The organism is Halalkalibacter alkaliphilus, assembly GCF_023555415.1.
GTDB classification, from domain to species: domain Bacteria; phylum Bacillota; class Bacilli; order Bacillales; family Bacillaceae_D; genus Halalkalibacter; species Halalkalibacter alkaliphilus.
In genome coordinates this window covers 238,387-250,472 of record NZ_JAKRYL010000004.1, presented here as the reverse complement: position 1 = coordinate 250,472, position 12,086 = coordinate 238,387, and the positions used below count along the sequence as shown (strand labels likewise).

15 protein-coding genes are annotated in these 12,086 nt (G+C 35.5%); 5 read left to right on the top strand and 10 right to left on the bottom strand.

What is annotated here, in order from left to right; translation table 11 throughout:
• Positions 1-94: 94 nt before the first annotated feature.
• Positions 95-1,546 (bottom strand): UDP-N-acetylmuramoyl-L-alanyl-D-glutamate--2,6-diaminopimelate ligase, encoded by a 1,452-nt coding sequence (locus MF646_RS05900; RefSeq protein ID WP_250095568.1) that lies wholly within the window; start codon positions 1,544-1,546, stop codon positions 95-97.
• A gap of 157 nt (positions 1,547-1,703) precedes the next feature.
• Positions 1,704-2,381: a CAP domain-containing protein gene (locus MF646_RS05895; RefSeq protein WP_250095567.1), complete on the bottom strand. Its 678-nt coding sequence runs from the start codon at positions 2,379-2,381 to the stop codon at positions 1,704-1,706.
• A gap of 420 nt (positions 2,382-2,801) precedes the next feature.
• On the opposite strand from MF646_RS05895, the gene MF646_RS05890 reads away from it, so the two are divergent.
• Entirely contained in the window at positions 2,802-3,707 is a 906-nt protein-coding gene (locus MF646_RS05890) for a cupin domain-containing protein (protein ID WP_338035472.1), read from the top strand.
• A gap of 78 nt (positions 3,708-3,785) precedes the next feature.
• Here MF646_RS05890 and MF646_RS05885 read toward each other — a convergent pair whose 3' ends face one another.
• The 6 genes from MF646_RS05885 to MF646_RS05860 form a co-directional block, all read right to left on the bottom strand.
• Entirely contained in the window at positions 3,786-4,562 is a 777-nt protein-coding gene (locus tag MF646_RS05885) for a sulfite exporter TauE/SafE family protein (protein WP_250095565.1), read from the bottom strand.
• A 92-nt stretch (positions 4,563-4,654) separates the two neighbouring features.
• Positions 4,655-4,882: a sulfurtransferase TusA family protein gene (locus tag MF646_RS05880; protein ID WP_250095564.1), complete on the bottom strand. Its 228-nt coding sequence runs from the start codon at positions 4,880-4,882 to the stop codon at positions 4,655-4,657.
• Positions 4,883-4,924: 42 nt separating this feature from the next.
• Positions 4,925-6,052, bottom strand: a complete 1,128-nt coding sequence (locus MF646_RS05875; RefSeq protein ID WP_250095563.1) for an MBL fold metallo-hydrolase — start codon at positions 6,050-6,052, stop codon at positions 4,925-4,927.
• A gap of 78 nt (positions 6,053-6,130) precedes the next feature.
• Entirely contained in the window at positions 6,131-6,703 is a 573-nt protein-coding gene (locus MF646_RS05870) for a sulfurtransferase TusA family protein (RefSeq protein ID WP_250095562.1), read from the bottom strand.
• Positions 6,704-6,828: 125 nt separating this feature from the next.
• Complete coding sequence (locus MF646_RS05865) at positions 6,829-7,308, bottom strand: DsrE/DsrF/DrsH-like family protein (RefSeq protein ID WP_250095561.1); 480 nt, start codon at positions 7,306-7,308, stop codon at positions 6,829-6,831.
• A gap of 259 nt (positions 7,309-7,567) precedes the next feature.
• Positions 7,568-7,828, bottom strand: coding sequence for a metal-sensitive transcriptional regulator (locus MF646_RS05860; RefSeq protein WP_250095560.1), 261 nt, complete (start codon positions 7,826-7,828; stop codon positions 7,568-7,570).
• Between the two features lie 449 nt (positions 7,829-8,277).
• Here MF646_RS05860 and MF646_RS05855 point away from each other — a divergent pair, with 449 nt between their 5' ends.
• From MF646_RS05855 to MF646_RS05845, 3 genes are all read left to right on the top strand, one after another.
• Positions 8,278-8,904 (top strand): peroxiredoxin, encoded by a 627-nt coding sequence (locus MF646_RS05855; RefSeq protein ID WP_250095559.1) that lies wholly within the window; start codon positions 8,278-8,280, stop codon positions 8,902-8,904.
• A 392-nt stretch (positions 8,905-9,296) separates the two neighbouring features.
• Entirely contained in the window at positions 9,297-9,464 is a 168-nt protein-coding gene (locus MF646_RS05850) for a hypothetical protein (RefSeq protein ID WP_250095558.1), read from the top strand.
• Between the two features lie 195 nt (positions 9,465-9,659).
• Positions 9,660-10,067: a hypothetical protein gene (locus MF646_RS05845; RefSeq protein WP_250095557.1), complete on the top strand. Its 408-nt coding sequence runs from the start codon at positions 9,660-9,662 to the stop codon at positions 10,065-10,067.
• Positions 10,068-10,247: 180 nt separating this feature from the next.
• Here MF646_RS05845 and MF646_RS05840 read toward each other — a convergent pair whose 3' ends face one another.
• Positions 10,248-10,340: an iron-sulfur cluster assembly protein gene (locus tag MF646_RS05840; RefSeq protein WP_250095556.1), complete on the bottom strand. Its 93-nt coding sequence runs from the start codon at positions 10,338-10,340 to the stop codon at positions 10,248-10,250.
• A 109-nt stretch (positions 10,341-10,449) separates the two neighbouring features.
• On the bottom strand, positions 10,450-11,139 hold the full coding sequence (locus tag MF646_RS05835; protein WP_250095555.1) for a Crp/Fnr family transcriptional regulator: 690 nt from the start codon (positions 11,137-11,139) through the stop codon (positions 10,450-10,452).
• A 219-nt stretch (positions 11,140-11,358) separates the two neighbouring features.
• On the opposite strand from MF646_RS05835, the gene ric reads away from it, so the two are divergent.
• Positions 11,359-12,066 carry an iron-sulfur cluster repair di-iron protein gene (ric, locus tag MF646_RS05830; RefSeq protein ID WP_250095554.1) on the top strand — a complete coding sequence of 236 codons (708 nt, stop codon included), beginning with the start codon at positions 11,359-11,361 and terminating at the stop codon, positions 12,064-12,066.
• Positions 12,067-12,086 lie beyond the last annotated feature (20 nt).

Genomic DNA, 12,086 nt, shown 5'->3' with positions numbered 1-12,086 from the left:
CAAACTCTGTATCGCTTGACTTGCTTACTCCGTTGCCTAATTCGTAGATTTAGAGTAAATGTTTCATCTGATACCATACTTTATTATAAAGTATTTAAATCCTATAGCCTTGAATACATTTTAAGATTGTTTCTCTATCATTACATGTTTTATAGCGATACTCTTCTCGATAATTTTCTGACCCTTTTCCCGTAATGATCATACCATCGCCTTTTTTTAATAGAGATAGTACATATACGATCGCTTCCGTTCGATCGTCCATAACAACGATATTTTGGTATGGCTTGCTTAGTTCTCTTAACTCAGCCAACATCTGTTCTTTTTTCATCCCATTCAAATCATCCAATGTTAGGAAAACATAGTCACTTAGGTTTTGACTGATTTTAACCATTGTTTCTCTTTTGGTACAATCTCTTTTCCCCCTAAAACCAAAAATATGATATAGATATTGTTCTGTGCATTCTTTTGCTGTTTTTAACGCGTACTGAAGCCCAGCAGGTGTATGTGCATAATCAATAAACGCCTTTGCTCCATTTGGTATCACTACTGTTTCAAACCTTCCTGGAACACCTTCAAACGCTTCCAATGCCTCTATTACTTCTTTAGGAGAAAGACCTATCTCTCTTGCACATATGTAACTACCTATCGCATTAAAAACGTTGTGTTCACCTTGGATTTTCATATTGATGACATACTCTTTTCCATTGTCATCAATCACTACATTCACTTCAGGAACAGTCTGATAAGATTTTATAGAAATCGATTCAACACCTTTTGAATGTCCAAACGAAATGGAAGGAATTAATTCTTCTGCTAACTCTTCGTGTAATCTCTCTCCCCATGAACCATATGTCCCAACTATTCCTCTGCCATCATCCTTTAGACACCGAAAGATTTTTTTCTTAGTTTGATAATAATTCTCAAGGTTTTTGTGATAATCTAAATGTTCGTGACTCAAATTTGTAAAAAGGGCATAGTCGAACATTGGACCGTGTACCCGATATTGATCGATACCGTGAGATGAAACTTCCATAACGACATATTCATCTTCGCTTTCGTGAAGCATTTGTTGTAACAAAATGGCATCTGGCGTAGTTAATCTGGATTCTCTCATGTTCCCATTTATCACATATTCAACCGTTCCTAACCTAGCAGCTGTTTTTCCATTATGTTTCAATATATGGTGTAACAAATATGAGGTTGTCGTTTTTCCATTTGTCCCTGTAATTCCTATCATTTTATGCTTGTTGTGAGGCATGTCATAGAAATAATTTGCCAATATCGATAATGCCTTCCTTGAATCACGCACTTGAATATATGGAACCGACAGCGTTTCCTTAAGTGTCTTTTGTCCAATAATAGCAGCAGCTCCATTTTCAATGGCAGAATGAATGAATCTGTGACCATCCGATTCATACCCAGAAACTGCAACAAATAGATTCCCGTCTTCTATCTTTCTTGAATCGAGTTGAATCCCCGTAATGTTAATATCTTCGTTACCTTGTATTCCTAAGGGTTGTAGCAAATAATTTAATGTTTTATTCATAAATTTTACCCTCGGTTAATTTTTGTATTAAAATAGCAAGCTTTATTAATGTGGACAAATATCCATCAATTTACACGAAAACAGCAAATATATTCTTCCATAACCGTTTAAACATAAAAAAGAGGACCCCTCTGAGTCCTCTTCCTTTAACAAAATCTTAATCTTTAAATAATTGGACAAACATTTTCCCGTACGGACCACCTTCAATAATACCAATTCCTACTTCACCATAGTTTGTATTAAGAATATTTTCTCTATGTCCGTCAGAATTCATTAATGCTTGATGCGCTGCTTCTACCGTTTGGTTTCCTGCTAAGTTTTCCCCAGCTGTACGATAGCTTACATCAAATTGAGCTAACATATCAAAAGGCGAACCGTATGTTGGAGAATGATGTGAGAAATATTGATGGTCAATCATATCTTGTGCTTTCACTCTAGCAACTTCTGTTAGTTGTTTGTTAACTTGTAAAGGAGTCAATCCTCTTTGAATTCTTTCTTGGTTAACTAAATCAACCATTTGCTGTTCATCCTGTGTTAATTTTTTCTGCTCATCTTCCGTTGATGGATTAACTACTTGGTTTTCAGTACTAGCTTCAGGTTGTACTTCTACAACAGACTGATCATGTTCGACCTTGTTTTGATCCTGTTCTAGTTTCTTAAATTGGCTTTCGTAAAATTGATAGATTTCTTTATACCACTTTTCTAACGTTTCTTGATTAAATTCATTTACGTGAAACGTTTTAATTTGAACTTTTTCACTTGCATCAACCTGTCCACTAAAATTTGTAGCAACTAAAGTTATAGCAAGAAAAGCTGTAACCATTATTTTTTTCATCTTCTTCCCTCCTAAGGAATGTTTTGTTGATGACTCCTCTCTTAAAATGTAACATGTACCAGTCTGCAATCTCATTGGTAAAAACTAGATTAAAAGGAAATATAGAAACCGTGATTCATTCTGACTTACCTGCAATCAAATTCTTGATATAACTGCAATTATCCCTCAAGAACAATCTATTTTTCCAAAAAGTCAATTTCCAAATCTCATTAATGGTCGCTAATCTTATAGATTCCTACACAGTTGGTTACAGAACTGTAAAAAAAGACAACCTTTCTTACTCTGCCATGATCTCTGTACTAAAAAAAATAATAAGAGTGCCCATATTCATAAGGTAACTTTGAAGCAAGGTACATTCCCTTCACATAGGCATATGATAAATTTGATAAACCTTTGAAAGGAATGACTAAATTGTATAATGTGCCTAAAACCACCCCATATCTTTATTATCCGAATGGCAGTAGGATTGATAATCATTCAAGTTATATGATCAGGAGTCAATATGAAAACAAACAACAAGTGGAAAATATTCTATCTGCAATAAATCGAGAGGCTACAGCTATTGAATTCTATAGACGATTAGCTAACGTAGCACCTGATCAAAGACATAAAAAAGATATTTTGCACACGTTAGAATCAAGAAAAGCCCATTTGAGCAACTTCACTCAGCTATATATGAATTTTACTGGCAGACAGCCCGAGTACCAAGTTGATAAAATTCCTTTTCAAAGCTTTAGAGAAGGTTTGAAAACGGCTAACGAAATAGAGGTAGAAAGCTATCATGAATATCAAAGAAGTTGTTCACTGACCCATGACCCAAATATACAAAATGTTTTTTGGTGGGCATTACAAGGAGAACAAGAGAATGCTTCTAGAATACACTCTTTGATTGAGGAAGATTTGTATCGTGTAACCGATTATGGACCCGAGCCATTCGTCGTTGATATTGAAGAAGTTACAAAGCAAAACGACACGTTCCGATCTGCCTTATGGACAGGAGAACATTTGCAAGTAACGTTAATGAGTATCGGTGTAGGAGAAGATATCGGCTTAGAGATTCATCCACATCTAGATCAATTTCTCCGTATAGAAGATGGTCAAGGGCTAGTGCAAATGGGTGAAAGCAAAGATCAACTTAATTTCCAAGCAGAAGTTCGTGATGACTTTGCAATCATCATCCCTGCTGGAACATGGCACAATTTAACCAATACAGGTAATAAGCCTATTAAACTCTACTCCATCTATGCCCCACCACAGCATCCATATGGAACGGTTCATGAAACGAAAGCCATTGCAATGGCTGCTGAAGAGGATCATCACCACTAGACATTGATCTGTTATAAAAAGGCACAGAGAAATCAGCTGTTCTCCGTGCCTTTACTTAGATACACGCTGTCACTTTTTTTATAAAATATCAGTCCAGATTTTCACAGCCGTTGCAGCTATCAAAACAGCTAATATACCTTGTAAAATTTTCGTATTCATCTTCTTTCCTGCCATTGCACCTAGTGGAGAAGCTATTAAACTCGCAACAATCATAATAAAAGCTGGAAGATAATCGATTTGTCCAGTTGTAATCTTTCCGACTGATGCTCCGATGGACGAGATGAAGGTAATCGCTAATGAAGAAGCAATGGTCATGCGCGTTGGAATTTTTAACACAACAAGCATGACTGGGACTAACAAGAATGCCCCAGCTGCACCGACAATTCCAGACCCAACTCCCACGATTAAGGCAAGACTGACTGCTAACCATCTATTAAATGTTACTTGATCCATTGGAACATCATCAATTCCCTTTTTAGGAATAAACATCATCACTGCTGCGATTAACGCTAAAACCCCGTAAGTAAGATTAATTCCGCTCTCTGACATAAGTTTTGATCCATAACCACCAACAAAGCTACCAATTAGAATAGCTGATCCCATATAAATAATTAAAATTTTATTTAAATATCCACCTTTGCGATATGCCCAAACCCCTGCTATTGTTGCAAAAAACACCTGAATTGCACTAATACCTGAAACCTCATGAGCACTAAATGACACTAAACCAAACAATGGCGGAATATAAAGCAGCATGGGATATTTAATAATGGATCCGCCTATTCCTAACATCCCTGAAATATAAGACCCTATGAAACCAATTAAAAAGATTGTAATAATAAAAGCAAAATCCATATAAACTACCTCCTTTTAAAGGAAAAGAGAGGACATTGTAAAGGTAAAACCAGCCTTCTCAATGTCCTCTACGAAATCGGTACCCATTTCGATTAGCCTTTTTTTATCCAAAATTTCAACACACCATTTTCTTCAGTATCTGATACTAACTCATGACCACCAGACTTTGTCCATGCTGCTAGGTCACTTTTTGCCCCTTTATCGGTTGCGTGAATTTCTAGAACTTGGCCTGATTCAAGTTCTGTCATAGCTTTCTTTGTTCGAACGATTGGCATTGGACATGCTAATCCTTTTGCGTCTAATACTTTATCTGAATTCATTTATAAAACCTCCAATTATTAATTTCTATTTTTTATCGTTTGTTATCTTACTGCACAACGGTTTGGCCCAATTTCCATTTCACGTTGCTTCTCTTCATCTGGGGTAATTTTGCCCATATTGGTTTCACGAATTTCTTGGTATGAGTTCGGTTGTGGTGGTAGGTTTTCTGTCACCATTGATCTAAACTCATTTTCATCTTCAATATTTAGTCCATGATTTTCGGCGAACAGTGTCCCTAATTTCTCACCAACACTTCCATCGTCATTTAACTCTTCGATGATCATAAAGTGAGCCGGTAATACAATTAATTCTTCTGATAGTTCTCTATAACGTTTATAAAGCGACTCGCGTAAATCTCCGACCCAATCTTCAGCGAGTCCTGCTAGGTCAGGTCTTCCAATGGAATCAATGAAGAGAATATCTCCGGATAATAGATATTTCTCATCGATAACAAATGAAGTCGAACCAATTGTGTGACCTGGTGAGTATAGTGCATGAATGTTGATTGTTGAATTTCCGATTTGTACGTCATTTCCTCCTTCAAGTGCTGCATATTCAAACACTACTTCACCTGCATCCTTTGGAGGTAACCAGTACGTTGCACCAGTTGCTTCCGCAATTTTTCTTCCACCTGAGATGTGGTCAGCATGTAGATGAGTATCAAATACGTGAGTAATATTCGCTCCAATTTCTTTCGCAAAATCCACATACACATCAGCCATACGTGTCGCATCGATTATGGCTGCTTCTCCATTGGAAACAACCATATAAGATAGACAGCCTTTACCTAGACGTACAAATTGATATAGCTCACCACCGTCTTTTAGGTCCCCTACTTTAACTGGCTCTAGATATTCACTCCAAGCCTTCATACCTCCCTCTAAATAAGCTACGTCTAACCCTTCATCAGAAAGCATCTCAGCTACCATCATGGAAGAACCTTCTTTCGCACACACAACTAATACTTCTTTATCTGTTGGAATTTTATCCATGATTTCTTCTACGCCATCTAATAGTTCAAAATAAGGAATATTGAAGTAATCAAAGTTTTCTCCTTCAATTTTCCAATCAGCAAAATCCCCTTCATTACGAACATCTAGAATAAATAGCTCTTTCTTTTCGATTACTTTTCTTGCTACTTCTTTTAAATTCATTGTGTTTACTGACATCTTTTATACCCCCTGTAGTATGTTTTTATTTAAAAAAATTTAATTAAAAGATTAATGTTATATTAGTAGCCTTGGCTATTAGTTTAGATTATCAGTTTGACTGTTCCATTCACTCATGCCAGGTACGACATTAATGACATGTGCGAATCCAGCATCTGTTAATTTTTGTGCAGCTAAATCACTACGGCTTCCAGTACGACAAACGACATAAATTTCTGTATCCTTACTTAGTTCATTTAAACGATTTTCAAGCTCACCAAGTGGAATCGATCTTGCACCAGGAATATGGTTAAAAGCAAATTCAGCTGATTCACGAACATCAAGGACTACAATGTCTTCATTATTAGTTAACTTCCCCTGAAGTTCTTCATTATTCACTACATGCGGATGCTTTTTCTCTTCTTTCTCTTCCCCAGTCGCCTTACGAAGGTAATGTTTTAACACATCACCCTCTTCAACGGTTCCTATATATTGATGTCCAGTGCTCTGTGTCCAAGCTTTAATATCAGCAGTTGACCCTTTATCTGTTGCTTGAACTTCTAATACTCTACCTGGATCTAGCTCATTCATTGCTTTTTTAGTACGGACAATGGGCATTGGACATGCTAATCCTTTTGCATCTACTAATTGATCAAATTTAATAGTTTCCATATCATATTCCTCCTAGATCATATACCTATTACCAGTATAATTAACTTCAAAAAAATTAATTTAACGTTACCTTCCCAGTTCATCATGCCTACAACCACATAATCCCATTCAAGTACCCCCTTGGGTTAAATAAATAAGTTCACATTTCCTTCTTCAGCATCAGCTAGATAAGCTGCAACACCAGCGTATTCTATATCATCAATCAATTCTTCTTTTTGTAGTCCTAATAAATCCATTGTCATTGTACAAGCAACTAGCTTCACGCCTTGTTCTTGAGCCATTTTTACTAAATCAGGTAGTGGCATCGCATTGTGTTTTTTCATTACGTGCTTAATCATTTTTGGTCCCATTCCAGCGAAGTTCATATTGGAAAGTCCCATGTTGTCAGCGCCTCGTGGCATCATTTTTGCAAACATTTTTTCTAAGAATCCCTTTTTAACTGGTACGTGTTGATCTTTTCTAAAAGCGTTTAGTCCCCAAAATGTCGAGAAGATCGTTACTTCATGATCATAGGCCGCAGCACCGTTTGCGATTATAAAAGCTGCCATTGCTTTATCATACTCACCACTAAATAAGATGATCGTTGTTTTCTTTTTGTCTGTCATGTTCTCCACTCCTTTGTATTTATTAACATATACCAGTACAGGTATATGAATGTTCAAAAAAAATAATGATCCTACCCCTTTTAATCAAGAACTTAAATATCTGAAAGATAGCTTCTTTTAAATTACATACATATACACATACAGGTATTAGAAAGGTTAAAAAATTTTGTTAAGACATTAAATTACTAATTCAAGCCCATCTAAACCCATGGGGGTATTGTAATTGTTGTCACTCTCCCCTGTTAATCAATCTTTATTATTATCTGCTTTTCACTAATAAGTTCACAGCTTCTTGAATGAGCGCTTCTGTGTCTTCCCCTTTTACAATTTGCTCACGGATACACTGCTCTAAGTTTGAACTTACGACTAAGCCAATCGCTCGATCCAATGCATTTCTTGCTGCTGACATTTGAACGACAAGATCCTTACAGTCCTTTCCCTCTTCCATCATTCTAAGGATGGCTCTAACTTGTCCTTCTACACGTTTCACTCTATTTTTCATTTTTTCATTATACTCCATTGATTTCCCTCCTTTTTCAGTTGTCCTAAGATGGTTGTTTATTAACTATTAATACTATAAAGAAAATCGTCATATAAGAACCTTTGTATTATTTATCTTCATGTTAATCATTCAACAATTTGGCAAATCGTTCAGTGTTAATTTCACCTTTCCCTGCATTAAGCGATAGTTTATATCCGACAAATCCAATTAATATTATTATAGGATTATGATATGCCAATACTTTTTTATCAAACGCTCTCTCCCCCCTCGTTGTTTATAACTAAATAATATACCCATACAGGTATATAGTCAAGCCTGAATTTTAAATTTTTGGGTGTAGATGGGCAGATGACATAGTGACACTTTGTTTATAGAAACATAGGCTAGATTAAGTAAAAAAACCAATTTTCTGTTTTTATTAAACAATTTAATAGGTGATGTTGATAAATAAAGGAGGTGATTTAGGAATGAAAGATGATTACTATCGTGAAGAAATTTCAGTGAAAAAATTCAATCATTGTCCTCTTCCCTTTTGTGCATCTAGGGATGATATAGCTCCACTATTCCGTGCTGATGCATATATAAATGACGAGATTCAGTCCGTAGACCTTAAGGATTTCCGCGGATCGTGGATGATCTTATTTTTCTATTCTAGTGATTTCACCTTTGTTTGACCGACTGAATTAGCAGCAGTTGCTGCTATTTACCCGGAATTAAGAGCGTTAGGCGCTGAAGTTTGGGGCATAAGCACAGACAGCGTTTATGCTCATAAAGTATTTAAAGATACTTCACCATCAGCAAGAAAGGTGCAATTTCCATTACTAAGTGATCGAAATCATATGATTAGCCGTGCTTACCGTGTTCTAGATGAAAATGCAGGTGTTTCTTTTCGTGCTACTGTTATTATTGATCCAGAGGGAACCATAGTTTCAAAGAGTATCTATCCGCGAGAGGTAGGACGAAACAGTTATGAAATACTGCGCCTCATACAAGGAATTCAATATGGCCGAGAAACCGGTCTAGGTATCCCAGCAAACTGGATACCTGGGCAACCCGGTATAGAAAGAAGAACTAGAGATATCGGTAGAATATAACGTTAGAAAGCAAAGCTTCGAAGCTTTGCTTTCTAACGTTAAGGAGACAAAATAAATTGAAACAAAACAACAGAAGCATATATGGATCCTTCTGGTCAACTAGTAGATTCAAAACTATAAATTAATAGCAGCACTAAGAGTAGATCCAAGTTACGCACAACAAAAAGTTATTTCACAAAAACATCATTCATAATAAACTTATTAAAACTTTCTGCTTCCATAACTACCTATCTATAAAAACCAAGTATTTACAATAGTTGTTTTAATCAGTTTCTTTTACCGAGATTATAAAAAATAGGACAGCCCTTTTTTTTGTTTTTGTGATATAAGTTTAAACTTGTCCGTTTTTTTTACATAGAATGTATTAACTTCTAAGAAAGGAGGAGAAATATATGCCGATTTCTACTGATGGTCTTCTTGAAACTATTCTATGTGGTGTAGGAAGAATTTTACTAATTCTATTATTAGAATTAGCTATAATTGTTGCTGACCTATTCGGCTTCAATACAGGTCCAATTGTTACTGCTAGAAATGCTATCGCTACAGCACCGTGTCCGTAAATCATAATGGGTGAAAAACACTAGAAGATTCTAGTTAATCTTCTAGTGTTTTTCTTTCAAAAATTGTTTACTTTTTCAAACAAAAATTAACTTTTTTCAGTGGAGATATTTACACACTCAATTTAAATTAACCGACATATGATATTAGAAAATCCCAAACTTATACATTCTAGACAAAAAGGTGGTTAAATAATTATGAATGAAAACAGTGCAAAAAACACTGCTAATAGTATAGACAAGGAGGCACTTAAGAACCTGACTGGTAATTTAATGAAAAATGAGAATTCAATTGACTTTAATTCTTTGATGCAGCTAACAACAACTCTTCTAAAAAACGATGCTCTCAAAAATTCCATCACAGAGCTTAACAAAGTGAAACAAAATTCCACACCTCCAGAACCTGAAGAACCTAAAGAGAAAGAAAAAAGTGAGATGGACACTTTAATACAAACATTAGAAACGATTGCTGCTGACATTTCAGAAATAAAAAAAGAGCGTGAAATGCTGACTTCCTTAACTCAAAAATTAGAGAAAGTTGCTAGGGATGTGTCATTAATCAAAAAAAGAACTTCTCAAAGTAAAAGAACAAAAAAGAGTAATTAAACATATCGAACCAGATTTTTTAAAATACAACAATGAAAAATTAGGAACAAGTACTTCGCCTTTTAGAAGTGCTTGTTTTTATCTAGAAGTCTATCACAATAGGTTATTTCAGTTATTGCTGCCACAACATCACCATGTTTAATGGTGGTGATCCTGGTTGTGCATTGCCGATAATTTCTATCAATGTCCTAAATTTACGATGTCAATTCCAAGTTCAGGATCATTTACTTCTTCCAGTTTTTCATAAATTTGTTCCAATAATTGTTCCTTCATTTCATTCACCCCTTTTTATTTACTGTTTAAGAACTCTGTTTCACTATAACCAATAAATTTTTGGGGGTTTGTGAGTTGAATCACATGTCTAATAGTAAAAGTTTTGATATTAGATAATTTCATCTTCCAAATTTTCTAATTTGATAATGAAATATCCCTCTTCATCCGTATCAATCATATCTTTCTTCCGTAAACGATTAATGGTGCGATTTATCGTCTCTCTCGAAGTACCAATCATATTGGCTAATTCTCTATTAGTAAAATGGGTTGTTAGTTTATACCATTCGCCGACCTGTTCACCATTTGATTTACATAAGCGCAGAAGTAACATTACAATTTGTTCATATGTGTCACGAAGAATTTTTTCCTCTAGTCTATTCTGGAGATCTACAATTTTCTCTCCTAACACTTTGAACATCTTCATACATAGTTCAGGATATGTAAGAAGGATCTGTTCAAACTGCCCCACCGGAATAACAATTAACTCTGAGGTCTCGAGGATCTCGGCATGTGCAGGGAAGTTTCCTTTTCGGAAAAAACCAGCGTGTGGAAACATATCCCCATCCTCGAGAATGGACACAATTTGTTCTTTGCCTGACAGATCGGTTTTATTTATTTTCACCTTACCCGAATGAATAAAAAACACTCGATCAAGCGGTTCGCCTTGCATAAAAACAAATGACCTTGCCGGATATGTCCGCAATTGTGAAATATCGACGATCGGCTGGATCTCTTCTTCTGAAAGATCCTTAAAAAGGGATACTTCCTGTAGATGATTTTTAATCAGCGCTGTTTTCATATCAAAACCCCTTCACTTACATATTCTTATTTAATTGTAGTAAATCATCAAAAAGCAAACTGTGAGCTAGATCACAGGTACATCTAATAGTGGGTTTAATTCTTGGATTGGACTTTTTGTAAGACACTTTTTTTACTAGTGATCTAAATCACTACAAAGGTGATATTTCGTTGTTATCATTTACTTAGAGTTTCAAATTAACCAAATGGAGGAATTAAAATGGACCGAACATTTACTGAAACATCAGTTGTAGGTGAAATCGTAACGAAATTTCCTAAGGCAAGTGACCTTTTCAAATCTTATCGCATTGACTTTTGTTGTGGCGGAAACCGTCCAATTATAGAGGCTATAAATGAAAGAAATCTTTCAGCAGAGGAAGTTTTAACAAACTTAAATACACTCTATCAAGAAACAATTGCTTCAAATGAATCGAGAATCGAGTGGGAACGCGCATCATATAGTGAACTAATCGATTATATTATTAATAAGCATCACCGCTTTATTAATGAAGAGTTTAGTCAATTAAGTCCTTACGTTACAAAAGTATTACGTGTTCATGGGGCTGGACAACCTCATTTAGCTCAAATCCATCGTTTATTCCACGAATTACGTGTTGAATTAGAGCAACATTTAATTAAAGAAGAAACGGAAGATTTTCCTCTTATTTTAGAAGTTGAACAAAACAGAACGAAAGAAAACGTTGAGAAATTACAAAAGGTCGTTGAAGAACTAGAAAATGAACATAGCCACGCCGGGAATATTTTAAAAGAACTCCGTGAGGTTACAAACGACTTTACTCCTCCAGAAGGAGCTTGCGGTACGTATCGTTTAGTCTATCAACGTCTTGAGGACATTGAAGCTGATATGTTCCAACACATTCACTTAGAAAATAATGTGTTGTTCCCTCGAGCAGTAGCACAGGTCTAGTTCTTATACAAAATAGGCTG